This is a genomic window from Streptomyces sp. NPDC050485, assembly GCF_044458185.1.
In the GTDB taxonomy this organism is placed as follows: Bacteria; Actinomycetota; Actinomycetes; order Streptomycetales; family Streptomycetaceae; genus Streptomyces.
In genome coordinates this window covers 109839-133197 of record NZ_JBITHR010000004.1, presented here as the reverse complement: position 1 = coordinate 133197, position 23359 = coordinate 109839, and the positions used below count along the sequence as shown (strand labels likewise).

25 protein-coding genes are annotated in these 23359 nt (G+C 70.4%); 13 read left to right on the top strand and 12 right to left on the bottom strand.

Going from position 1 to position 23359, the window contains the following annotated elements; translation table 11 throughout:
• Positions 1 to 159: 159 nt before the first annotated feature.
• Positions 160 to 780, top strand: a complete 621-nt coding sequence (locus ACIBK6_RS09880; protein ID WP_399050393.1) for an L-threonylcarbamoyladenylate synthase — start codon at positions 160 to 162, stop codon at positions 778 to 780.
• An 83-nt stretch (positions 781 to 863) separates the two neighbouring features.
• Here ACIBK6_RS09880 and ACIBK6_RS09875 read toward each other — a convergent pair whose 3' ends face one another.
• Together ACIBK6_RS09875 and ACIBK6_RS09870 are read right to left on the bottom strand one after the other, a co-directional pair.
• Complete coding sequence (locus tag ACIBK6_RS09875) at positions 864 to 1082, bottom strand: ferredoxin (RefSeq protein ID WP_399050391.1); 219 nt, start codon at positions 1080 to 1082, stop codon at positions 864 to 866.
• Between the two features lie 5 nt (positions 1083 to 1087).
• A complete protein-coding gene (locus ACIBK6_RS09870; protein ID WP_399050389.1) occupies positions 1088 to 2278 on the bottom strand; it encodes a cytochrome P450 in 1191 nt (396 codons plus the stop codon).
• Between the two features lie 111 nt (positions 2279 to 2389).
• On the opposite strand from ACIBK6_RS09870, the gene ACIBK6_RS09865 reads away from it, so the two are divergent.
• Together ACIBK6_RS09865 and ACIBK6_RS09860 are read left to right on the top strand one after the other, a co-directional pair.
• Positions 2390 to 2986 carry a TetR/AcrR family transcriptional regulator gene (locus tag ACIBK6_RS09865; RefSeq protein WP_399050387.1) on the top strand — a complete coding sequence of 199 codons (597 nt, stop codon included), beginning with the start codon at positions 2390 to 2392 and terminating at the stop codon, positions 2984 to 2986.
• A 450-nt stretch (positions 2987 to 3436) separates the two neighbouring features.
• The gene (locus ACIBK6_RS09860) at positions 3437 to 4921 is read left to right on the top strand and encodes a UDP-N-acetylmuramoyl-L-alanyl-D-glutamate--2,6-diaminopimelate ligase (protein ID WP_399050385.1); all 1485 of its coding nucleotides are present in this window, start codon (positions 3437 to 3439) and stop codon (positions 4919 to 4921) included.
• Between the two features lie 197 nt (positions 4922 to 5118).
• Here ACIBK6_RS09860 and ACIBK6_RS09855 read toward each other — a convergent pair whose 3' ends face one another.
• Positions 5119 to 5790, bottom strand: a complete 672-nt coding sequence (locus ACIBK6_RS09855) for a DUF305 domain-containing protein (RefSeq protein ID WP_399050383.1) — start codon at positions 5788 to 5790, stop codon at positions 5119 to 5121.
• 99 nt (positions 5791 to 5889) lie between these two features.
• Entirely contained in the window at positions 5890 to 6315 is a 426-nt protein-coding gene (locus ACIBK6_RS09850) for a hypothetical protein (RefSeq protein ID WP_399050381.1), read from the bottom strand.
• Positions 6316 to 6676: 361 nt separating this feature from the next.
• Between ACIBK6_RS09850 and ACIBK6_RS09845 the strand changes: the two genes are divergently transcribed.
• The 3 genes from ACIBK6_RS09845 (at position 6677) to ACIBK6_RS09835 (ending at position 8814) form a co-directional block, all read left to right on the top strand.
• A complete protein-coding gene (locus tag ACIBK6_RS09845) occupies positions 6677 to 7594 on the top strand; it encodes a MurR/RpiR family transcriptional regulator (RefSeq protein ID WP_399050379.1) in 918 nt (305 codons plus the stop codon).
• 313 nt (positions 7595 to 7907) lie between these two features.
• The gene (locus tag ACIBK6_RS09840) at positions 7908 to 8312 is read left to right on the top strand and encodes a hypothetical protein (protein ID WP_399050378.1); all 405 of its coding nucleotides are present in this window, start codon (positions 7908 to 7910) and stop codon (positions 8310 to 8312) included.
• Between the two features lie 334 nt (positions 8313 to 8646).
• Positions 8647 to 8814 carry a hypothetical protein gene (locus ACIBK6_RS09835; protein ID WP_399050377.1) on the top strand — a complete coding sequence of 56 codons (168 nt, stop codon included), beginning with the start codon at positions 8647 to 8649 and terminating at the stop codon, positions 8812 to 8814.
• A gap of 196 nt (positions 8815 to 9010) precedes the next feature.
• Here the strand turns inward: ACIBK6_RS09835 and ACIBK6_RS09830 are convergent, their stop codons facing one another.
• The 3 genes from ACIBK6_RS09830 to ACIBK6_RS09820 form a co-directional block, all read right to left on the bottom strand.
• Positions 9011 to 9847 (bottom strand): helix-turn-helix domain-containing protein, encoded by an 837-nt coding sequence (locus ACIBK6_RS09830; protein WP_399050376.1) that lies wholly within the window; start codon positions 9845 to 9847, stop codon positions 9011 to 9013.
• 194 nt (positions 9848 to 10041) lie between these two features.
• Positions 10042 to 10446, bottom strand: coding sequence for a nuclear transport factor 2 family protein (locus tag ACIBK6_RS09825; RefSeq protein ID WP_399050375.1), 405 nt, complete (start codon positions 10444 to 10446; stop codon positions 10042 to 10044).
• 117 nt (positions 10447 to 10563) lie between these two features.
• A complete protein-coding gene (locus ACIBK6_RS09820; protein WP_399050373.1) occupies positions 10564 to 11370 on the bottom strand; it encodes a maleylpyruvate isomerase family mycothiol-dependent enzyme in 807 nt (268 codons plus the stop codon).
• Positions 11371 to 11727: 357 nt separating this feature from the next.
• Between ACIBK6_RS09820 and ACIBK6_RS09815 the strand changes: the two genes are divergently transcribed.
• Both ACIBK6_RS09815 and ACIBK6_RS09810 read left to right on the top strand, forming a co-directional pair.
• Positions 11728 to 12867: a PP2C family protein-serine/threonine phosphatase gene (locus ACIBK6_RS09815; RefSeq protein WP_399050372.1), complete on the top strand. Its 1140-nt coding sequence runs from the start codon at positions 11728 to 11730 to the stop codon at positions 12865 to 12867.
• A gap of 124 nt (positions 12868 to 12991) precedes the next feature.
• Positions 12992 to 13780 carry a class I SAM-dependent methyltransferase gene (locus tag ACIBK6_RS09810; protein WP_399050371.1) on the top strand — a complete coding sequence of 263 codons (789 nt, stop codon included), beginning with the start codon at positions 12992 to 12994 and terminating at the stop codon, positions 13778 to 13780.
• 64 nt (positions 13781 to 13844) lie between these two features.
• Here ACIBK6_RS09810 and ACIBK6_RS09805 read toward each other — a convergent pair whose 3' ends face one another.
• A complete protein-coding gene (locus tag ACIBK6_RS09805; RefSeq protein ID WP_399050370.1) occupies positions 13845 to 14183 on the bottom strand; it encodes a thioredoxin family protein in 339 nt (112 codons plus the stop codon).
• Positions 14184 to 14418: 235 nt separating this feature from the next.
• On the opposite strand from ACIBK6_RS09805, the gene ACIBK6_RS09800 reads away from it, so the two are divergent.
• A complete protein-coding gene (locus ACIBK6_RS09800) occupies positions 14419 to 15045 on the top strand; it encodes a hypothetical protein (protein ID WP_399050369.1) in 627 nt (208 codons plus the stop codon).
• A gap of 252 nt (positions 15046 to 15297) precedes the next feature.
• A complete protein-coding gene (locus ACIBK6_RS09795; RefSeq protein WP_399050368.1) occupies positions 15298 to 16332 on the top strand; it encodes a hypothetical protein in 1035 nt (344 codons plus the stop codon).
• 76 nt (positions 16333 to 16408) lie between these two features.
• On the opposite strand, the gene ACIBK6_RS09790 is transcribed toward ACIBK6_RS09795, so the two are convergent.
• Both ACIBK6_RS09790 and ACIBK6_RS09785 read right to left on the bottom strand, forming a co-directional pair.
• A complete protein-coding gene (locus ACIBK6_RS09790) occupies positions 16409 to 17680 on the bottom strand; it encodes an MFS transporter (protein ID WP_399050366.1) in 1272 nt (423 codons plus the stop codon).
• A 101-nt stretch (positions 17681 to 17781) separates the two neighbouring features.
• Positions 17782 to 18888, bottom strand: coding sequence for a phosphodiesterase (locus ACIBK6_RS09785; RefSeq protein ID WP_399050364.1), 1107 nt, complete (start codon positions 18886 to 18888; stop codon positions 17782 to 17784).
• A 228-nt stretch (positions 18889 to 19116) separates the two neighbouring features.
• On the opposite strand from ACIBK6_RS09785, the gene ACIBK6_RS09780 reads away from it, so the two are divergent.
• Positions 19117 to 19815, top strand: coding sequence for a hypothetical protein (locus ACIBK6_RS09780; RefSeq protein ID WP_399050363.1), 699 nt, complete (start codon positions 19117 to 19119; stop codon positions 19813 to 19815).
• Between the two features lie 104 nt (positions 19816 to 19919).
• On the opposite strand, the gene ACIBK6_RS09775 is transcribed toward ACIBK6_RS09780, so the two are convergent.
• Complete coding sequence (locus ACIBK6_RS09775) at positions 19920 to 20264, bottom strand: LuxR family transcriptional regulator (RefSeq protein WP_399050361.1); 345 nt, start codon at positions 20262 to 20264, stop codon at positions 19920 to 19922.
• 213 nt (positions 20265 to 20477) lie between these two features.
• On the bottom strand, positions 20478 to 21467 hold the full coding sequence (gene bla / locus ACIBK6_RS09770) for a class A beta-lactamase (protein ID WP_399050359.1): 990 nt from the start codon (positions 21465 to 21467) through the stop codon (positions 20478 to 20480).
• 297 nt (positions 21468 to 21764) lie between these two features.
• Between bla and ACIBK6_RS09765 the strand changes: the two genes are divergently transcribed.
• Both ACIBK6_RS09765 and ACIBK6_RS09760 read left to right on the top strand, forming a co-directional pair.
• Complete coding sequence (locus tag ACIBK6_RS09765) at positions 21765 to 22397, top strand: DUF4956 domain-containing protein (RefSeq protein WP_399050357.1); 633 nt, start codon at positions 21765 to 21767, stop codon at positions 22395 to 22397.
• Positions 22394 to 23305 (top strand): polyphosphate polymerase domain-containing protein, encoded by a 912-nt coding sequence (locus tag ACIBK6_RS09760; protein ID WP_399050355.1) that lies wholly within the window; start codon positions 22394 to 22396, stop codon positions 23303 to 23305. The genes ACIBK6_RS09765 and ACIBK6_RS09760 overlap by 4 nt, the downstream gene beginning before the upstream one ends.
• The last annotated feature ends 54 nt before the right edge of the window (positions 23306 to 23359 follow it).

Here is a 23359-nt window from a genome sequence, read left to right as displayed (position 1 = left end):
TGTGTCAGCCAACCGCCTGTCTGGGGGAGGACCGGCCGAAGCCGGTCGGCCCTCCTCCGGACAGCCGCCATAAGCAACGTCACAGCCGCATACCAACCATCACAGCCGCCACAACCGTCGCAGCGGTCCGGGCACTGGCCCGGACCTTAGACTCGGCGAATGGCAAAGTACTTCGACGTTCACCCCGAGAATCCCCAGCGGCGCACCATCAGCAGTGTGGCCGACAGCATCCGTTCCGGCGCGCTCGTCGCGTACCCGACGGACTCCTGCTACGCCTTGGGCTGCCAGCTGGGCAGTCGTGACGGGATCAACCGGATCCGATCGATCCGGAACCTGGACGACCGCCACCACTTCACCCTCGTCTGCCAGAACTTCGCGCAGCTGGGTCAGTTCGTGCAGATCGACAACGACGTGTTCCGTGCCATCAAGGCCGCGACGCCCGGCAGGTACACGTTCATCCTGCCCGCGACGAAGGAGGTGCCGCGCCAGTTGCTGCACCCGAAGAAGAAGACGGTCGGGGTCCGGATTCCCGACCATGCCGTCGCTCAGGCCCTGCTCGCCGACCTCGGCGAACCGCTGCTCTCCAGCACCCTGCTCCTGCCCGACGAGGACGAGCCGCTGACCCAGGGCTGGGAGATCAAGGAACGCCTCGATCACGTGGTGGACGCCGTACTCGACTCGGGCGACTGCGGCACCGAGCCGACCACGGTCATCGACTTCTCCAGCGGCGAGCTGGAGATCGTACGCCGAGGTGCGGGCGACACCGCGCGGTTCGAGTAGCCGCTCGGTGATCCTCTCGCGCCCGCAGTGCCCTGAGGCAAACCCCCCAGGCCTGCGGAGGCTCGCCCCGGCGGTCGCCGTCGTCAGTCCCGGCGGGGGCCGATCACCCGGCTGCCGTCGGACACCGTGATCGCCTGGGCCGGGCAGGCGTCGGCGATGTCGAGGATCCGCTCGTCCGGTTCGATCCCGTCGTCGAGCACCCGGGCATGCTCGCCGTGCAGCGCGAACACCTCGGGGGCCGCCCCGGCGCACATGCCCGACGCCAGGCAGAGCTGTGGATCCACGCGTACGGTCCAGGTCATGGCGCTCACCACGCGACCGGCATGACGCGCGGTCCGCGGACCAGCATCTCCGACTTCCAGGTCACATCGCCGGCCGGTTTCAGCCCGGGGAAGCGGGTGATGAGCGCGCTCAGCGCCTCCTGGAGCTCCAGCCGGGCCAGCGGGGCACCCAGGCAGTGGTGGACTCCGTGGCCGAAGCCGAGGTGCTGATTGCCTTCGCGGGCGATGTCGAGCACGCCGGGGCCGGTGAACCGCAGCGCGTCGCGGTTGGCGGCGCCGGTCGCGACCAGAACCGGGGTACCGGCCCGTACCAGGGTGCCGCCGACCTCGACGTCCTCGGTGGCGTACCGCGGCTGGCCGGCCCCGCTGCCCAGCGGGACGAAGCGCAGCAGTTCCTCCACAGCGTTCGCGATGAGCTCCGGCCGGGACCTGAGCCGGGCCAACTGGTCGGGGTGGTCGAGCAGGGTGAGGGTGAAATTGGGGATCTGGGAGGCGGTGGTCTCGTGCCCGGCCACCAGGACGGCCACGCAGAGATCGACCAGTTCGAGTTCGGAGAGCCGGTCTCGGCCGTCGCGGGCCTCGATGAGCGCGGTCATCAAGTCGTCCTGCGGGTCCTGCCGGTGACGGTCGATCAACTCGCCCATGTAGGCGCGCAGTTCGTCGCGGTTGGCGTCGAACTCGGCGGCGGTGAGAGAGCTGGTCGACAGGGCGGCGTCGCTCCATACGCGAAAGCGGGGGCGGTCGGCTTCGGGCACGCCGAGCAGTCGGCAGATCACCGCCACGGGAAGCGGCAACGCGTAGCGGTCCACGAGGTCGGCGGGTGGCCCCTCGGACTCCATGCCGTCCAGCAGTTTGGCGGTGAGTTCGCGGACCTGGGGCCGGAGCTTCTCGACCTGGCGGACGGTGAACGCCCTGGCCACCAAGGAGCGCAGCCGGGTGTGGTCCGGCGGATCCATGCTGAGGATCCCGCTGTCGCGCCGCCCCTCCGACTGCCGCGGCTCGTCGTGCAGGACGCCCACGGCCCGGCTGAAACGCGGGTCGCCGAGGACCAGCCGCGCGTCGGCATAGCGGGTGACGAGCCAGGCGGGCTCACCGTACGGCAGCTGGACCCGTAACAGGCCCGGCAGTTCGCGTACACGCTCGTACTCGTCGGCGAGCTGGAGCCCGTCGGAGGTGTTGAAGGGATAGGCGACGGGGGTGAAGTCAGCTGTCGTCACTGCGGCCTCCCGGATGTAAGCAGCTGCTTACAACCGTAGGACCGGTCGCTGGGGCGGTCAACGGCGCATTGTGGCCGTTATCCTGACGGGCCGTCTGAGAGGACCGTCCACATGGAAGAAGCCCCCGACTCGCAGGCCGGCGAGCGCCGCCGGGACGCCGGAGCCACCCGTCAGCGACTGCTTGAAGCCGCCCGTGACCTGTTCGCGGAACGGGGCTACGAAAAGGCGACGGTCCGCGACATCGCCGAACGGGCGGGGGCCAACCAGGCGCTGCTGTTCCGCTACTTCGGGTCCAAGCAGGGCCTGCTCACCGAGGTCGTCGCGCGGGGTGGCCTGGAACAGCTGCGCGCGACGCCGCCCGAGGAGCTCTTCGAGACCGCGCTGCGCTCGATGCTGACGAGCAGCGCCACGGGTACGGCCGACCGTTCCCTGGAGGTCTATCTGCGCTCCATCGGCCGGGGCGACGAGGCGGCCGGGACCCTGCGGGAGCTGGGCGGGCAGTATCAGAGCGCCCTGGCCGCGCTCTCCGGAGCCAAGGACGGCGCCCTGCGTGCGGATCTGGCCATGGCCTGGCTGCTGGGCATCGGCCTGATGCGCACGGTCGTCGCCCGCGAGCCCCTGGCGAGCGCGGACCCGGACACGGTCTGCCGCCTCGTGCTCGACACCCTCGACCATCTGTGGTCGGCGCCGGAGAGCGGGACGGAGTAGGAGCCGGCCCCGCTCTCCGCGCCGGGCGGGCCCACTCGCCACGGGACTGGGCCCGCTCGAAGGGGCGTACAGTCGCTGCATGGGGCGTACACGTGGTGAGAGGCAGGGGTGGCAGCGGGCCACCCATGTGCCGGGCCCACACGCTCCGCGTTCAGCCTGTGTGTGCCGTGCGGACGCGGCTGCTGTCCAGGCGCCCGAGACGGGCCGCTTGGCGCTGCACGGCCACGGTTAGCGATTCTCGACCGTCCCTGCCCGGGACCGGGTTTCCCGCCCGGTGCTCGTTGCAGAGCACCGCAGGTCTTCTTCAGGACTGAGCCCTCACGTCCGGCTCCCCCTCACGCGTGTCCGCGACACCTGCTCCACATCATCACCGCAGCTTCCGGCGCACCGTCGGCGCTGCCGCCTGGCGACGGCCGCACGACCGGGTCGAGCCACCTCGAAGGGATCATTGTGAAGCTGAGCGAGCTGCTCGCAGGCCAGGAGTACCAGGTCCTCCGGGGTGACCCGGACAAGACACTGATCACCGCGGCCATGACCTTCGACGCCCACCGGGTGACCCCGGGTTCGCTGTTCATCGCCGTGCCCGGCCACCGTGAAGGCGGCCCGGACGCCGTGGCACCGGCCCTCGCACGAGGCGCCGCGGCCGTACTCGTCGACGGCGGTGCACCGATGATTCCCGAATCGGTGTGGGCGGCCTCGGGGGCGTGTGCCGTGCGGGTGCCGGACACCAGGAAGGCAGCGGCGGTCGTGGCCGCCCGCTACTTCGGCGAACCGGGACGGGGCATGGACATGGTGGCCATCACGGGCACCAACGGGAAGACATCGGTGTCGTACATGGTCGAGTCCGCGCTGCGGCTGTCCGAGGGCGCGCGGGTGGGCGTCATCGGGACGGCCGGCAACCGGATCGGTGACGAGCCGATCCCGATGCCGCGATCGGTGCTGACCACGCCGGAGTCACCGGACCTCCAGTACCTGCTGGGCCGCATGCGCGACCGGGGAGCCGACAGTGTGGTGCTGGAGGCCACCTCCATGGCCCTGCTGACACACCGGGTGGACGCCACGTTCATCGACGTCGGGGTCTTCACCAATCTGACGCAGGATCACCTGGACGACCACGGAACCATGGCGAGCTACCGGGACGCCAAACTCCGCCTGTTCCAAGGGCTTTGCCGGCACGCCGTGGTCAACACCGACGACCCCGTGGGCAGCAGGATCCAGGCGTTGATGCCGGGCAAGGTGACCACGTACGCCCTTGACGTCCCGGCCGACTACCGGGCCACCGACCTCAGTGTGGACGCACGCGGCACCCGGTTCACCCTGCACCACGACGGGCGCAAGTATCCGGCCGCGATCCCCGTGCCGGGCCGGTATTCGGTGGCCAACGCGCTGGCCACCATGGCGGCTTGCCACGTCCTGGGGCACGAACTGGGCCCGCTGGTCGACGCGTTGGACCGGATGCCTCCCGTCCCGGGCCGCTTCGAGCGGTTCCGGACCCCGCGCGGCACCTCGGTGATCGTGGACTACGCCCACTCACCCGACTCCCTGAACAAGGTCCTCACCACCATTCGCGGTTTCGCGCGCGGACGGGTCATCACCGTCTTCGGCTGTGGTGGAGACCGGGACACCACCAAGCGTGCCGACATGGGGACCATCGCCGGAACCCACTCCGATCTGTGTGTCCTCACCTCGGACAACCCCCGCAACGAAGACCCGGGGGCCATCCTGGACCAGATCACGCCGGGCTTGGCGGCGACCGGCACGCCGTACGAACGATTCGCCGACCGCCGCGAGGCCATCGGCTTCGCCCTGTCCGCCGCGGGCCCCGACGACACGGTGCTCATCGCCGGCAAGGGCAGCGAGCCCCACCAGATCGTCGGCGAGGAACTGATCCCCTTCAGCGACATGGCGACCGTGCACGAACTGGCGGGGTCATAGCGGCCACCTCGCGGGCGCGGTTCTTCGACTCCGGCCGGCACCCCTACAGACCAGGGCGGCGGCTGGGACACCAGCTGATGCCGGCGCACCCGAACCGGGCAGTGTGGGCCGGTCCCAGCGGACCGGCCCACACACCTGCGGCCGCGCCCTCCCCGGCAACGCGGGTCGACGTCATGAGGAGGGCCACCGCAGCGCTGCTAAAGCCGGTCGATGATCTGGTTCATCTTCTCGATCTCGGCGGTCTGTGCCGTGATGACATCGCCTGCGAGCTTCTTGGCGTCGGTGTTGGCGCCGCTGCGCTGCTCGTTCCTGGCCATGGCGACCGCGCCCTGGTGGTGGCCGATCATGAGCTGGGCGAACTTCTTGTCGAAGTCCTTGCCCGTGACCGCCTTCAGGTCGCTCATGTCCCGGTCGGACATCATCCCGGCGGTGCCGGACGAGCCGGACGAGCCGTGGTTCATCCCGGGCATGGCCCCCATCGGAGCCGACGGGAGCGGCTTGCCCCAGGACTTCAGCCAGCCCTTCATCGTGGTGATCTCAGGGTCCTGGGCCCGCTCGATCGCGGTGGCCAGGTCCTTGACCTCCGGGTCGGCGGCGCGGCCGTCGGCGAGCTTCGCCATCTCGATGGCCTGCTGGTGGTGCGGGATCATCTGCTGCGCGAACGCCACGTCCGCGTTGTTGAAGGTGCCGCCGGAGGCCGGGGTGCCGGTCGAGCCGTGGTTCATGCCGGACATGGCCGCGCCGTCGGACTTGGCGTTGTCGGAGGAACCGCAGGCCGCCAGCGTCAGGGCGAGCGCGGCGACGGTGCCGGCGGCCGCGAGCCTGCGGTGGCGGGCAGCGGAGGACAGAGAAGCGTGAGCTGCGGACATCAAAGGTTCTTTCCAGGTGGACACGCCACGTCTGCGGCGCGCGAATGGGCAGGCCGTTTCGTCCGGTCCGGCCGGGCGGCCGAACCGGATGGGTGCCTGTCACGTCCGCGCGATGCACACCTGAAGGAGCAGACCTCGGCCGCCGAGCGGGGGTCCGCGTCGGCCCGGCCCACACAGGCTCGTACGACACCCGGCGAGCCATCGCACGACCAGGACCAGCCCACCGAGCGCCGCGAGCAGACCCGTTGCGGCGAACGGCAGCCGGTCCCGGGCGGGGGTGGACACACATAGCTCCCCACCCGTCCCGGTGAGGACAGCGGTGGCGGTGGTGGCGGCGCCCATGCGCTCGCCCCACATGGCCGCATCGCCCACATCCAGGGGTGCGGTGATGGGCATCGCCATCTCGCCATGACAACCCGCGGCGGGATTCGTCGGAGCCCCGTGCATGGAGAACAGCCCGAACAGCAGGGCGCAGAGCACGAGCAGCCGGGCCGGCCCCGTCCTGTGCGTCCGCCTGCGGTCCACGGCTGGCTCGGCCCTCTCTCGATCCTGTACGAGTCATGCGCTCTGTGCGCTCGTGTACGGGTCCTGCGCTTCAGGGGCCGACCATACCCCCACCGGGTTTACCTCGGCCGCAGCGCCACGTGTTCCGGACCGCCCATGGTCTCCGAACCTGGTGCCCGCCATGCCGAGCCGTACCTCCTGCTGACCCGCCGTCAGCAGTGCGTCGGCGGCGCGTCGGCGGATCCGCCGAAGCCAACTGATCCCCTGTCAGGCATCAGCGCCGCACGCCGGAAGTGTCCAGGTCAATGGTGGAATCCGGGCCGGACCGCCACGAGGGTGAGCTATGTTTTGAGCACACATGGCATGAGAAGGAGGCCCGCCGGTGTCATCGGGGCAGCAGGCACGCGCCCAGGCGGCTGCGATCACGCCGAGCGGGCGACCCTCGGACCAGGGGCGCGCCCCGGCGGACCGGGTCCGTGCACTGTTCGACGGCCACCGCCTCTCCCCGGGACAGCGGCGCATCGCCCAGTACCTCATCGATCACCTCACCGAGGCCGCCTTCCTCTCGATCACCGAACTCGCGGAACGGGTCGGTGTGAGCCAGCCGTCCGTGACCCGGTTCGCCGCCTCCCTCGGCTTCAGCGGCTACCCCGCCCTGCGGGACGCACTGCAACCCATCGCCCTGAGCGCCGTCGCCCGCTCCCCCGGGAGCCGCGAGGAGAGCCGCCACAACGAGCTCCAGGCGGCGGTGGACGCCGAGATCGAGAACCTGGAGAACGTGCGCCGGCTGGTCGCCAACACCACCCGGGTCCTGGAGATCGGCCGCGAGCTGGCCGGCTCGGTGCCGCTGACCGTCCTCGGGCTGCGGATCTCGGTGTCGCTCGCGGAGTACTTCGCGTACGCCGCCCGGCGCATCCACCCCGATGTGCGGCTGGTGACGCGCGGCGGCAGCGTCGCCTATGACGCGCTGCTCCAGTCCCGTTCGGCGGGCGGGACCTGGGTGCTGGCCTTCGCCATGCCCCGGCACGCCAAGGAGACACTGGCGGCGCTGCGGGCGGCCCGCAGCGCCGGGCTGCGCATCGCTCTGATCACGGACACCACCCTCGGCCCGCTCGTCGACGAGGCCGATGTGGCCCTCACCGCCGGTACCGGCTCACGGCTGGTGTTCGACTCGTACGCGGCGCCGGGAGTACTCGCCGCGGCCCTCCTCCAGGCGATGGCCGACGCCGACCCGGAGCGGACGCAGGCCCGGCTCGAAGAGTACGAGCAGGCCGCCGACCAGCACGGTTTCTTCCTCTAGGCCCGATTCGCCGGGCCCGCTCCGCAGGATCTTCACACCCTGGGCGCGCATGAATTTTTTCATACCCTTGTTTACTCAACGGTATATATGTTTACTGAATGACGGCGACCACCGATCCCCCCACGCCAAGGAGAGCGACCCCAGTCCCTCTGAGAACGAACAGCCAGCGTGACGCCCCTCCTCCTCACGTCGCGCTGGATGTCCGATCCAGGCTGTCGGATCCGGTGGATGCCCATGGCGGCCTCGGCTAACCCCTGAGCCGAGGCCGCCCCCCTCTCTCGATCAGAGTTCGTCATCATCGGAAGCGACGAGAATGCCCTCTACGGCCCCCGCCCCCACGCTCAGCCCGGACTGGCCCTGCCAGGTCAAATCGCCCGGGACTCGCGACTGGGAACGCACCGCCACCCGCTGGCTGCGCGACCTGCTGCCGGCCCGCTACGCCGGCTACTCGCCGCTCACCCGCCACCACGTCCTCCTCGCCCGGCACGCCCAGCTCCAGCTCCAGCACGAGATCCGTGCCGTACGCGTGGCCCTCCAGACCAGCCGCGCCGAACTGCCCACCCTGGGCGTGGCCGAGTCCGTCATCGAGAACACCATCAGGATGTACGCGCTGGAACTGGAGCAACTGGGCCGCCTCGCCCGCGGAGTCCGGCTCGTCATGGAGGCGCTCATGGACGACAGCGCCTCGCAGCGCAGGATGTACGCACAGCGGCGGTGACTTCGGGCCCCCGGCCATCCGGTCAGCGCTTCAACTCCCTTGCCAGACCGGGCAGTTCACGTACGCATCGCACGGCATCCATCGCTCAGGCCGGCAACGCTCCCCGCTCCCCGGCCGACAGGTCGAGCCGGGTGCGGTGGTCAGGGTGAGTGCGCGCGGGAAGCTGCCACCGGAGGTCCACCGGCGGGCATTCGGCACCCACTGACGCCACCGACATCCGGCCCTGGTCGTGGGCCCGGCCCTGCTCCTGGCCAACATGCGATCTTCGTACGTACGTGCGAGGTTGGTAGTGGCCCGGCACACCCTCCGACGTGCCCGACAGGAGGCCACCACCATGGGCAAGAAGCAGACCCGCCAGAACCGGGGAGCACGCACCGGCGGCCATGAACGCATCGCCACCTCCGAAGTGAAGGAGCAGGCGAAGCCCCCCACCGTGCACGAACCCGAGCGCCCGACGCCAGAGGTCTCCCACAAGCAACCGCGGAAGTTCGGCCACAACTAGCGATTCGGCGACCGGCTGATCGGTCGCTGCCGCGGGCGGCAGTCCCTACGGTCCCTCGTGCCCGGCGCCTGCCACGCTCATGGTGGTGGGCGGCGCGGCCGCATGCATGATGGTCACTGCGGCCTGGACCCACGATGCCAAGAAGCTCGCGTGGCCCGAACCGCAGTGAGGGCCCCGCCCGAGCGCGGCGCGGAGGTTACCCCCGCGTCGAACCCACGGCCGCCTGCCAGTTGGTGGTGCGGAGCACCTCCGCGGTCTCGGGGTCGGCCGGGAAGAAGGATTCGATGGCGAGCTCGGCGACGGTGATGTCGAGCGGCGTGCCGAAGGTGGCCATCGTGCTGAAGAAGGCGAGTTCCCGGCCCTCGTACCGCAGCCGGAGCGGGACCGCGATCTCACCGGGGCCGGGCAGTTCGACTCGGGGCTCCGGCTGGTCGCAGGGGTAGCGGATCAACTCGTCGTAGAGTCTGGCCAGTTCGGGGTCGGCCGTCATCGTGACCTGCTGGCGCAGTCGGCTCAGCAGGTGGGCGCGCCACTCGCCGAGGTTGGCGATCCGGGGCGCCATGCCCTCGGGGTGCAGGCTCACCCGCAGCAGGTTGACCGGCTCCTCCAGCAGCCTCGGAGCGACGCCCAGTCCGAACAACCAGGCCGGGTCGTTCGCGTCCACCCGGTTCCAGTAGCGGTCGAGGACGACGGCCGGATACGGTTCGTGGGCGGCCAGCACCTGGCGCACCATGTCCCGTACGGCCGACATGTGGGGCGCCTCCAGGCCGGTCTCCCGGTAGACCGGGGCGTACCCGGCGGCCAGGAGCAGCGGGTTGCGTTCCCGCAGTTCCAGGCCGAGGGCCTCGGCCAGCCGCAGTACGGTGTCACGGCTCGGCGCCGAGCGGCCGTTCTCGATGAAGCTCAGGTGGCGCGGGGAGATCTCCGCCCGGGTGGCCAGGTCGAGCTGGCTGAGCAGGCGGTGCTTGCGCCACTGCCGCAGTAGATCACCGAGGGACCGCACAAGCGGCGGGGCCGTCGTCGTCACCGTCATCTGCTCCTCACCTCGGTCTTCCAACGGACGTCCAGGCGTTCACCCGGGGCCATTCTGCGTCAACTGGCCCCGTACGACCGCATGTTCACGGAGCCGGCCGATACGTCAGCCCGGCCGACCGCGCACAGCCGGGCGGGATCGGCCCCGCCCGGCTGCCTCGGGACAACTGGTCCGCCGGGCCCCGGCGGACCCGATCAGACGTCGAGGCCGACGTGGACCAGTTCCTCCATGCCGGTGGGCGCCTTGTCGATGAATTGATGGTCGTTGGCCATGCGGCCGTTCTCGTCGAGAACGACCACCTGGGTGCCGACCGCCTCCGGCTCCGACGCACCGGGGAGCGTCATCTCCCAGGTGTAGCGCACGGCGTCCTGGCTGGTGTCCAGCTTGACCACCTTGAACGTGTAGCCCTTGGTGACGAAGAGGTCGTACGCCTGCGTCACCGCGGCTTCGACGCCATCGCGACCGCGGAATTCCACGAAGGGATTCTTGTAGATCGCGTCCTCTGCCCAGAGCTCCGAAATAACCTGGCGGCGCAGTTCGGCATTCGGCTCCTCCCAGCTCGCGACGTACTTTTCCACGGTCGCTTCGATGTCACTCATGACGCTCTCCTCGCGCGAAGGGGGTGGGATGTTCCGGCCGACGCAATCAACTGGCCCGATGGCTTGAGAGTGTCATCGGAGAGAGACGCCCGTCGATTACCTCGGAGGTCATAAAACTCAGAACTCGGAGTTCGCGAACCAGTGTGTGAGCAGCTTGTCGTCCCCAGTGGTCTCGAAGGCTTCCGCGCTGCGGTCGAGGCGCCCGTACATGAGGAGCAGCAGATCGGCGGCGGCGCCCTGGACGGTGGCGTCCGCCGGATGTGTCGCCTCCGTATCCGCGGCCGTGCCGTTCTCGACGAGCCCGAAGCCGTCGGGGCGCAGGCGGACCAGCCAGTCGCCGGCCCTGTCGGTGCAGCGGAACCGAATGGTTTCGCCGTGGCCGCGCAAGTCGGCGGTCTTGGGGGCGAAGGACGCGGCGAACGGCAGGTTGGCCAGGAACTCGTCCACCCCGTCGGCCGCGAGAGCGGGGTCGATCACCGGTCGCAGGCCGACGGCGATGTCCGCGTCGGCTCGGTGCACCAGCGTTTCGAACAGCATCCGGCGGATCCAGAACCTGGCGTGGGGATCGGCGCCCCACACCCACATCGGGGCGTCCGGGTCGGTGGCGGCGAACGCCTCGGCCGCCACCGCCGAGCTCGCCTCCAGCCAGCCGGGGTAGCCGTCTTCGCTCGGCGGCAGGGCCAGCTCCACGTCGCGGCTACGGGGCCGTTCCTGGACGCGCTGAAGCAGCAGAGTGGAGAACCAGCGCTGCACACTTCCCGTATGCCTGACCAGGTCGAGCAGGGTCCAGCCGGGGCAGCTGGGCACGGGGGTCGCCAGGCTCGCCCCCTTGACGGCCGCCACGAACCTGGCGGTCTCCGTCAGCACGGCGTCGCGGTGGATCGCGGGGGTGGACACCCAGCGGGAGTCATGTGACCTGTCCATATGGCTTGCTCTCCGTGTTCGCTTGGTCGGCCGACTGGCCCGGATGGGCCCGCGCTTCAACCGGTGCCGGTGTTCGCAGTGTGTGCCGAGCACACACTCTTCCGCGCGCTCGGTCCTCTGCGTGATCAGTCTCCCCCCTGGTCAGTCGCTCCCGTGCTACGGGGTTCGGTCCGTTGGATGGCGATCGACATACGGTGGTGAGCGGCGTACGGGGGTTCGGCCGGTCGGTCGTGATCGACGGACCGCAGCCCGCATCGATGCCCCTCTCCATCCACGCGGGTGGCTGCACGGGCGCCGCGGTTTCCCGGTCGGCCAGGCGTGGCCGGTGCGGAAGGCAACGCGGTGTATGCAGGAGCGATGGATCTTCAGCCACGGCGCGCCGGTCGCCACAGCTCGCGGACACCGCGTCATGCACTGCTGGCGGTACCGCTCGCGCTCATCGCACTCGTCACGGTGGCCGACATGCTCGCACCGCCCGCTGTGCACCTCGGCCCGTTGCTGTCGGCCGCTCCTGCCGTCACCGCCTCCTTCGCCGGGCCCCGCGTCACGGGGGGCATGGGCGCCGTCGCCGTTCTGGCCCAGGTGGTCGTCGCGATGGTGCGCGGCAGCGTCACGGATCTCAACCACGCCTCCCAGATCATCGCGCTGATCCTGATCTCGGTGTTCGTGACGCTCTTCGCCCATCTTCGCGAGGTGCACGAGAAGGAACTGGTACAGCTGCGGTGGGTCGCCGAGGCCGCTCAGCAGGTGGTGCTGCGACCGCTGCGCGAACGGATCGGCCCGCTGCGCGTCGCCAGCGTGTACCTGGCCGCCGAGGCCGGCGCGCAGATCGGCGGCGACCTGTACGCGGCCGCCCGGACCCCCCACGGGACCCGGCTCATCATCGGTGACGTACGGGGGAAAGGCCTTGAGGCCGTTGGGGACGCGGCCCTCGTCCTCGGCGCCTTTCGGGCCGCCGCCCATCAGGAGGCCAACCTTCCGCAGCTGGTCAGCTACCTGGAGCGGGCGGTCGCGCCGGACCTGGAGGACGCCCACGCCGCCGGCAACGAATCCGAGGGCGAGGCGTTCATCACCGCCGCCCTGCTCGAGGTGCCCGACCACGGGCGGGAGCTCCACCTCGTCAGCTGCGGCCATCCCCCGCCCCTGCTGCTGCGCGGCAACCGCGCGACTCCCCTCGCGGTGGACCAGCCGGCGCCGCCGCTGGGTCTCGCGGATCTCACCGAGCACCGGCTCTCCGCGCAGCGCTTCCCCTTCGAGCCGGGTGACATCGTGCTCCTCTACACCGACGGCGTTCTCGAAGCTCGCGACGAGGCGGGCAGGTTCTACCCGCTGGCCGACCGTGCCGCCGCGTGGGACGGCACCGGTCCCGATGACCTGCTGCGCCACCTCCGCGAGGACCTCCTCGCCCACACCGCGACCCGCACATTGGGCGACGACGCCGCCATGGTGGCCATCGAAAGGCTCTCTCCCGCACCGCCTCCGTCACAGGGTCACTGACCCGGCCCGGCAGCTGCCCCTATGGACGCGCCACACACAGCGCATGGTGGCGTGCGCGCCGCGCGGGTGGAGCCGATGATGGACAACGTGTGCCGCGTACGCATCCGAGAGACGGGACCACGCGATGCCGAAGGACCAAGCGGGCGAGCGGTCGGCTTCGCGCCCGGGCCCGGCCTGGTCCGGGCGCGAGGGCGCGGAAGCGTTCGCATCGTTGGAGGCCACGACCGACTGGCTGCTTGGTTATCCGTTCGTCTTCCGGGCGCTGGCCGAGAAGAGCCCACCGGACGGTGCGCTGCTGGATTTCGGCTGCGGGCCGGGGCACGTCGCCGACCACGCCGCCCGGCGGCTCGGCATGCGGATCATCGGCGTGGACGCCTCCCCCGAGATGCTCGCCCTGGCCCGCCGACAGGCCACGCCCGGTGCCGAGTACCACCTGGTCACCGACGGCCGGGCCGGTGAGCTGTCCGATGCCTGCGCGGACGCGGCCATGTGCAACCACGTCCTTGCCTCGTTGCCCGACGAGCAGGTCGTCCTCGGCGTGTTCGGTGAGATCCACCGGCTGCTGCGGCCGGGCGCCCCGCTGGTCCTGCTGACCACGGACCCGGCCTGCGGCGGCATCGAGTACACCTCGCTGCGGGTCGGCGAGCCCGGTGTCGCCTACCGGCCGGGCCAGCCCCTGGTCGTACGCCTGCGCCGCACCGACGGGACCTGGGAGACCGTGCGGAACCACGCATGGCCGCCCGCCACGATCCGCGCCCTCCTGGAGCGCGCCGGGTTCACGCCGGTGGCGCAGCACCACCCGACACCGGACGAGGCGGAGGACATCGCCGACCCGGACCATGTGCGCGGCCACGACTGGGCCGCCGAACGGCTGTGCCCGCCGCTCGTGGTGACCGTGGCGACCAAGGCCTGACTCCAGCCGTCATGCACCGGGCTGCCCGGTCGCGGACGGTTCGGAGGTTGCTGTCGCCGACGGCTCAGAGGTGGGTGTCCAGGAAGTGTTTCACCGCGGTCCGGTCCATGGGGCCGGTCTCGGCCGCTGTCACTTCGTCCCGCTCGATCAGGACAAGGGAGGGTGCGGCGGTGACTCCGTACCGCTGGACGGGGCCCGGGCAGCGGGTCATGTCGGCCTTGACGGCCGTCAGACGCCCCGCGTACTCCTGCGCGATGTCGCTCACGACCGGATCCATCTCCTTGCACGCCTTGACCGCTTTCGGCCAGGTCCCGCAGAAGTACGCGAGGACGGGGCCGTCGGTCATCGCAAGGATGAAGTCGAACTCTTCGTTCTCCAACGGCTGGTGGACCCCGCGAGCCATGGCACTCCTCATGTTCCGATCGTTGCAGCGGCTCCCATCATGACCGTACGGGCCCCACCTGCGGCAAGCGGGAGGTCCCACATACGTATCAGCACGTCCCACATACGTATGGGGCAGGTCATGGAACGGTTACGAGCCTGGCGGTACCCCGCGTTCCTGCACTAAGAAGTGTGATCACAGAGATCGCTTGACGGTCCACAGTCACACATGGGGGAGAACAGTGAGCAGTTTCGGCATGCGGCGGACCGCATACGGCGCCATCGGTCTGGCGGTCACCGGGGTGTTGGCCCTGAGTGGCTGCCAGAACGGCGACGACAAGGGCGGGGGCGGCACTGCGTCCAACCCGCCCGCCAGCGGTTCCGCCCAGCCCGCGCAGCCCAGCGCGTCCGCCCCCGCCGCAGACGGCGGCACGGCGAAGGCGGGGCAGAGCTTCAAGATCGGTCAGCCCGCGCAGATCCCGTTCAGTTCCGGCAAGACCAAGGGCACGATAGCCCTCACCGTCACCTCGATCGATCAGGGTCAGGCGAGTGATCTGGCCCAGTTCAAGCTGGGTGACCAGGCGAAGGGGAAGGTCCCCTACTACGTCCGCTACTCGGTCAAGAACGTCGGCACCACCGACCTGTCGTTCGCGTCGGTGGGCCACATGAAGGGTCTGCTCGGGGACGGCACCGAGGCTCAGGACCTGATGTTCATCAGCAAGTTCGACAAGTGCCCCACCAACACGCTGCCGAGTGGCTTCACCAACGGCCGGACGCAGACGAGCTGCGCCGTCGCCCTGGCGCCTTCGTCCGCGACGCAGGTCACGTCCGCCGAGTACTGGGGTGACCCCTTCACCCTCGGCCAGGGCATCTACTGGAAGTAGGGCCCGGCTCCGGTTCATCGACTGGAAGAAGCACTCGGCCACACCCGTCATCCAAGCCCCCGCACCGGACCTCCGGCGCGGGGGCTCCCACATGTCGAGCCTCGGACGCTGGGGGCTGCCCCATGTGTGTCAGGGGCGAGACGGGTCCGCGCGTACGGATCCGGGCAGGGCCCGGCGGGGTTCACCGCCGGGCGGGGGTGTGGGGCGGATACTGGCGGCGTTCCGTACGCCCCCGCGTCCGAGGAGCCTGCCATGGCCCTGCCTCCCCCGCTCCGCCAGCACCCGCCCGGGCCTCTCGCACGCCGTTCGCTGCTGCTGGGCACGGCGGCGTGGTGTATGTGTGCCGCCGGCTGCTCGAACGAAGCGAAGTCGTCGTCGCCCGCGGGCACTTCCTCTTCTCCCGGCTCACATACGACAGCGGTCGCCGCGTCGAGCCCTGGTCCGGAACTGCCGGCGGCGGTGGTGTGGCAGCCGGGGCCGGGCGAGATCGAGCCCGCGGCCAAGCTGGCCGCCGTCCGGCTCGTGGAGGCGCTCGGCACCTGGCCGGCCGGGCAGGGAGGCGGGCGAGCGGCGGCGGCGCGGGGCGCCGCGCTGGGCATCCCTTCCACGCTGGCCTCCCAATTGGCGGGCCAGGCAGGCTCGTTGATGCCGACGGCGGAGGCGGCGGTCGTCCGCGTGATCGACGCCCAGTACGGCGGGATCCTGTCCGACACCGCGAGCGTCCTGGTGGTGTGCGACCAGCCCACCCGGACCGGCAGGACCGTCCGGCCCGGCGGTACCACCGTCGACGTACGGCTCAGCCGCACCTCGTCGGGCTGGGGCGTCACCGCGCTGCACCTCGCGTCTCCCGGCCCGCCCGGCGCGCTGGACGAGGCGGCTCGGGAGGTGTTCGCGCAGTCGCGGATCGAGCTGCCGCCCGCCTCCGCCGCCGACATCCGCAGCGGGGCCGTGCACGACAGCGTGCTGCACGCGATGCTCCAACTGGCGGGCACCTACCGGCTGTCGGTGAGCGTCGTACGCTCCGGACACCCGCTGGACGTGTTCGGCACCAACCGCCCCAGCGACCATCCGCTCGGCAGGGCCTTCGACGTGTGGCGCATCGACGGCCATCCCGTGGTGGACCCGGCGACCTCCCGCACGCTGATCACCGAATTCATGCGGGCCGCCGCCACGGCCGGTTCGTACAACGTCGGCGGCCCGGTACAGCTCGCGGGCGGCGCGACGGCGAACCAGTTCTTCTCCGACGACACCCACCACGACCACGTGCACATCGGATTCACCATGTGACATGCGCGCGAGCAACCGTCGGTGCCGCGCGTCCGGGGCACCACGGACCCGCCGTGGTGCCCCGGACGCGCGACCATCAGACAGCACTTCCGCGCCGGGCGGGGAAACCGTGGGTGCGGGCGGCCAGGACCACCGCCAGGACCGGGGCCAGCAGGACCAGGATGCTCCAGGGGAAGGAGGCGGACCCCAGGGCGCCGAGGAGGACACCGCCCACGATGCCGCCGCCCGCCATCGCCACGTTCCACAAGGTCACCAGCATGGCCTGCGCGGCATCCAGGTGCTCGTCGCCGCCCGCGTCCCCCACCGCGGTCTGCAGCAGCGTTGGGGCACCGCCCCAGCCCAGCCCCCAGAGTGTGACGGCCGCATAGACCATGGCGGGACTGTCGGACAGCACGGCCAGGAGAGCGGCCGCCGCCGCGATCAGCAGGATGCCGGCAATGGTCAGGGTGCGCAGTCGGCGGCTGATGTGGGCACCCACCGTCCAGATACTCAGGAGCGAGGCCGCGCCGAACACGAGGAGCACCAGGTCGGTGGAGCCGCCCATGCCGAGTCCGTCGAGGAATGTCGCGATGAAGGTGTAGAGGATGGTGTGGGCGAGGACGAATACGAGGGTGACGAACAGGACCGGAGCGACTCCGGGGACGCGCAGCGCCCTGAGCATCGGGGTCCTGTCGCCCTGACGCCGGCCGGGGTAGTCCGGGACGGCGGCGCCGATCCAGCCGAGGAGGGCGAGGGTGAGTCCGGTCATGACCAGGAAGGCGGCCTGCCAGCTGAGGGCCTTGCCCAGGAAGGTGCCCGCCGGCACGCCCAGCGACAGGGCGACCGGAATACCGGACATGGCTATCGCGATCGCCCTGCCCTGGAGGTGCGCGGGGGCCAGTCGGCGGGCGTACCCGGCGAGCAGCGCCCAGGCCAGCCCCGCGGCCACGCCGGCGACGAACCGCGCCGCCATCGTCAGAGGGTAGTTGCCCGAAAGGGCGGTGACCGTGTTGGCGACGGCGAACCCTGCCATCGAGGCCAGCAGCAGCCGCTTGCGCCGCCACCGCGCGGTCGCCGCGGTCAGCGGGATGGCAGTCAGCGCGGTACCGATCGCATAGACGGTGACGGTCTGCCCGGTCGCGGACTCGCTGACCCGCAGGTCGGCGCTCATCGCGGGCAGCAGTCCGGCGGGGAGGGTCTCGGTCAGGCTGGTGATGAACACGGCCATGGCCAGCGCGAGAAGAGAAAGAAGAGGCAGCTTCTGTGTCTGCTTCTGCGTCTGCTTCTGCGTCTGCTTCTGCGTCTCCGCTCGCTGACTCTTGACGGCGCTCCGAGGATCAACTGCGGTCTGTGCTTCGCTTATCGACATGAGGCAATCCTCAAACCCTCACACTGATGTGAGGGTCAACGAGGGTCGATGTGACGCCAGTCACATGGGTGCCGCCGTGCCGGAGCTGTCCGCGCGCACTGTCAATAGAGGGCGATGGGTGCGGCCGCGTGGCTGACGGGCACGGTGTGGGTGGCCCACATGGTTCCCGTATGGAGATGGAGGAGGAACGAGGTGGGTTCCGCGAGGTAGTTGGGAACTTCGTTACGCAGGGCGAGGCCGCTCTGGAGGTAGGTGCTGGGAGCGATGGCCAGGGTGCTGCCCGCGAAGGCGGCGGTGACGGATCGATGGGCATGTCCGGCCAGGACGCGCGCCACACGCGGATGACGGCCGACCACATCTGCCAGGCGATCGCCGTCGGTCAGTCGCATCCCGTCCAGGAAGGGGATCCCGATCGGAATCGGCGGGTGGTGCAGGCACACAAGCGCCGGAACGTCGGGCCGGTGAGCAAGTTCCTTGTCGAGCCAGGCCAGTTGGGCCGCCCCCAGACGCCCGCCGGGCGAGCCGGGCACCTTCGAGTCCAGCACGATGACGGTGACGGCGGGGTGGTCCACCACATAGTGCGTGTCTTCCGTACCACCCAGGAGGTCGGTGCCACCGAAGGCGTCCACCAGAGCCCGGGGATCGTCGTGGTTGCCCGCGACCAGATTCAGCGGCAACGGGAATCCGCCGATCACTTCACGCAGCGCCGCATACTCCTCGGGACGGCCCCGGTCGGCGAGATCGCCCGTGATGACCACAGCGTCCGGCAACGGATCAAGAGCGAGAACACCGCCGAGCGCGCGGCTCAGGCCTGCCGCCGGGGCGCCGGCCAGTGCGCCGGTGGTGAGGTGCGGGTCGCTGAGATGGGCTATGGACAGGGTCATACTCGTACGCTTCACCATCGGGATCCCCGGTACACCGATCACGCTCAGGGCGAAAGCGGCCACATGGTTCCGCGGTGAAACCCGGCCGCCTCCCATCGGCTGCGTCAGCAGGCTCATCGGGCTCAACTGGCTTGCGTACGCGCCGAGTTCCGCCGGGCCTGCTGGAGGGTGATCCTGCTGGGCGGCGAAGAGCGACCGCAGGTGCTTGCCGTTGACGATCGCGGCCACCGCGCTCAGAACGAGTCCGCACACCGCCTGTTCGGCCTTCAGCTGGTCTTCTCCGGACGGCCGTTCCAGGGTCCTCCGTGCGCGCCCCGCGCTCATCGCCCGCGCGAACGAGACGTGCCGGGCCGGCCTCAGGGGCCTGTCAGGGGCCGCCCCGTAATGGAGTCAGGCCTGCCGCGGACCCGACCTGGCCTCGGCGAACCGGGGCCGGCCGGGAGCGGTATGACTGTTCCCTCTTGGGGGTGACCCGGCGTCCATTCCTTCCGATGGGTGATGCGTACACCGTTATAAAAGGCCCGTCCTGTTGATCAACAGATGGGCTCCACCATGTTGAAGGCAGCTCTGCGCGTCCTGGCCGCCGCCACCCTCGCCTCCGCTTCCCTGACTGTCGCCGCCCCTGCTGACGCGACCGTCCACCGCACGGTCACGGCGAAGGCACCGGCCCCCGACACCGGTCCCTGCGGGCCGGCCGGCTGGTTCCGTTCCTGGGACTGGTGGCGCACCACGACCTCCCCGGCCATCGCTCCGGCCGTCTGGCAGGCCGCGGCAAAGGAGAACTGGCAGTGGCGCGACGATGCCAACACGCTGTGGCGGGGCGACACCCGGGACAACGTGCAGCAGCTCTTCGACGACGGGTTCACCCCGCGAGGCGAATCGCTCACCCCGCTCGCCGAGTACATCGTCAAGGGCGGCGGCCAGAACACCGCGCATGTCAGCACCAGTTGCGAGAAGTGGGTGGCGGAGAAGTTCGCCACTTACGGTGCGGCGAAGACCGGGTGGGTGTACGAGATCGAGGCCCCCGGCGGCATCGACGTGAACGCGACCGCCCACCTCAACGGGTACCAGTCGCCGTACCTCTGGAACAAGGAGATCGACTTCCCCGGCGGCATCAGCGGCGAACACATCAAGGGAGCCTGCAAGTACCGGCTCGTGAAGACCGACCCGGCGACCAAGGTCAACACCTACGAGAACCTCGGCTGCCAGACCAACCACCACTTCCAGCCCGTACTGACCGCGACGCACTGAACCCACGCGGACAGCGCCGGGGGCGGGCGCTCGTGGTAGCCGTGGTGGCGGGCGGACAGTCCGCCACCACGGTGGCCGCCCCGCATCACGACTCGACAGCCGGGTCAGGCCGGACCGGGCCGGGACATCGCCACCGTCAGCAGGAAGGCCGAGTCTTCGAGCGCCTCGACGGTGTGTGCCGTGGCGGGCACGACCAGCAGATCGCCGTCCCGGCCCTCCCAGGTGTCCGCGCCGGCGGCCAGCCGGATCCGGCCCGACCACACCAGCAGGGTCGCCTCGCCCCCGAGCCCGTGTTCACCGTGCGTGCTGCCCGCGGTCAGGGCCATCACCGTCTGACGCAGTACGCGCTCGTGCCCACCGACCACGGTGGAGGCACCGCGCCCCGACGCCGCGCCCCGGGCGGCCGTCAGCTGCGCTCGGGCGATTGCTTCCAGCGAGAACTTCTCCATGCCGTGCTCTCACTTCCTTGTGCGAGGGGTGCCGTTCGATGGCGCCACGCGGGTATGCGGCACCAGGCCGACCCTGACAGAACCGGGCATCAGCAGCACGCCAGGACGCGCCGGGAGGCTGCCGGGGAACGTATGCGATCCTCAGCTCCTCGTTGCGTATGAGGGGGACCGGATAGTTGATGGGCGGCGCGATGGGCTGGGCTGCCCTCGTCGTCAGGGGGTCCGCACGCCGAGGCCGCGCACCAGGGCCTTCGCGGTGGCGGCGATGGCCGCGTTGTCGGCCTTGGCGTCGGCGGTCGTGTGGTTGGTGTAGATCGCGATGATCACGGGGTGGCCCGACGGCGGCCAGGCGATGGCGATGTCGTTGGCGGCTCCGTAGGAATCGCTGGTGCCGGTCTTGTCGCCGACGGTCCAGTCCTTGGGCAGCCCGGCCCGGATGCGCTCACCGCCGGTGACGGTGGCGCGGAGCCAGCAGTTCAACTGGGCCCGGTCCTTGGGCACCAGGCCGTTTCCGAGGGAGACCTTGCCGAGGTCGCGCCCCATGGCCGCGGGGGTCGTGGTGTCGCGCTGTTCGCCCGGCTTCCAGTAGTTCAACTCGGGTTCCCGGCGGTCCAGTCGGGAGACCGGATCACCGAGGGAGCGGTAGTAGCGGGTCAGGCCCCGCGGGCCGCCGATCTGGTCGAGCAGCAGATTGCCCGCCGTATTGTCGCTCCGGGTGATGGCCGCATGGCAGAGTTGGGCCACTGTCATCCCCTTCTCGCCCTGCCCCTCGGTGACCGGCGAAGTGGGCACCTCGTCGCTCTGCTTCCAGTGGACCACCTTCTTCAGCAGCCCCGGCTCCGAGCGCCGCCCTCTGTCGAGAACAGCGGCGCAAACCATCGCCTTGAAGGTGGACAGGGAGGGGAACTTCTCGTCGCCGCGGTACGTGAGGGTCCGCCCGGTAACCGTGTCGAGGGCGTACGCCCCGATCCGTACCTGATGCGTCGCCTCAAGGCGCTTCAGTTCGCCGTTCACACCGCGCGCGTCGAACGGGCCCCGCACCGACGGGGTTACGAGGGTGCCGCCCGGACCCCGGTCCGCGGCCTCGGCCGCCTGCACCGTGGACGCGGTGCCGGTCGTGAGGACCGCGAGGGCGAGCAGCGCGGCGGGCCACTTCGTACGGGAACGGCGCGGGAAGGCAAGGCGTGTCATGTTGTCTCGCATGGCCCCAGCACAACAGGCTCGGGCCGCCGCCGTCCAAGAGCCTTCGGGTGAACGCGGCCATAGCGATCTGCCTATGCCGCCTGCTGAGGGTGGTCGCGAGCTGACATCGGGGCCCGAAAACATAGCGGATTCGACCGTGCCAAGAGGGCCGAACGGGACAGCCAGGGTGCCGTATTGGACATTTACCACTCGGATACATCAATGATCCGTTGCGTTCGCTGACAAGGTGGCGAACGTTCACCCTCCGGCCTCTTAGAGTCTGGGTTCTCTTCCGGCACACGCACAGGGAGCGAAGCCATGGACTCGTTACGTCACCTCGCCACCCATCTGGGGCTCGACCTCAGCGCCATCTGCCTGCTCACGTTCGCGATCTACTACCCGCGGCACCGGCGCCGCGATCTGGTGCCGGCGTATCTCGCCCTGAACGTCGCCCTGTTCACCATCGTCGCGGCACTCGCCGAGGTGGGCGGCAAGGGCGGTATGGCGCTGGGCTTCGGCCTCTTCGGAGTGCTGTCGATCATCCGGCTCCGCTCCGACGCCGTCCAACACGAGGAAGTCGCCTACTACTTCACCACGCTCGTCCTCGGCCTCATCTGCGGTCTGCCGCGCCTCGGACTCGCCATGGCCGCCACGTTGAGCGCCGTACTGCTGCTTGTGGTCTACGCGGCCGACCACCCCCGGCTGTTCGCCCGGGCCCGGCGCACCGTCATCACGCTCGACACCGTCCACAGCAACCCCGCCGCCCTGCGGGCAGACCTCGCGCGGCGCCTGGGCGAGCCCCTGCACTGGACCGTCATGGAGATCGACTTCGTACGCGACCTGATGGTCGTGGACGTCCGCTACCGCGAACCCGAACCGAGGCCGGGCGTCGAACAGGCCGACACCGCCGAGGCGCTGCGCCCGGTCACGCCCGCGCTGGACGCCGCATGACCACTCGGACGACCACTCGGACAACCGGCCCGTCGGACCGCGGGGCATCGGCCGCCTCGTGCACCGCGCAACCGACCGCTCAGACGGCGCCGCCGGTCCCGCAAGCCGTACGAGCCGTCGGCGGGGCGGCGCACGCGGCCGACCCCATCTCGCTCACCGAGCTCAATGAGCGTTCCTCCCTGCTCACCCGCTTCGACCGCAGCTATCTGGTGCCCGCGCCCACCTTCCTGCGGGTGATCGGCCGGCTCACCGACGCCCAGCACCCCGGCGGGCCCTTCCGGGCCCTGGCCATCGACGGGCGCCGCGCCTTCCGCTACCACTCGGTGTACTACGACACCCCGGGGCTGCGCTCCTTCCACGACCACCGCCAGGGCCGACGGCTCCGTTTCAAGATCCGCGAACGTGTCTACGAGGACAGCGGCGAGCGGCAGTTCGAGATCAAGCTCAAGGGCGGCCGCGGCGACACGGTCAAACACCGCCGGGCGCTGACCGGCACGGACAGCCCGCTCGGCGCCGCGCATCGGGCCTTCCTCGCCGACACCCTGCACCGCGCCTACGCGATCGAGGCACCCACGTCGCTGCGTCCTTCCCTCGCCACGGACTACCTCCGCACGACGTTCGTGGCCGACGGGCAGCGCATCACCTGCGATGCCGGTCTGGTCTGCGTCGACCTGCGCAGCGGCAGCACCGTGCGCAGCCGCACCGGGCTCGTCCTGGTGGAGACGAAGTCCGCCGAGCACCTCACCGTGGCGGACCGGCTGCTGCACGCCCATCAGGTGCGGCCCGCCGTGTTCACCAAGTACTGCGGCGCGCTGGCCGTGCTGCGCCCCGGCCTCCCCGCCAACCGGTGGCGGCGCGCCGCACACCAGGCCTTCGGGCCGCACCACACCGACGACTTGGCACGGTGACCCCGGTCCGGTCGGCTCGTTCCGGTCGGTGGGACCACCCCGTCACCACATCGC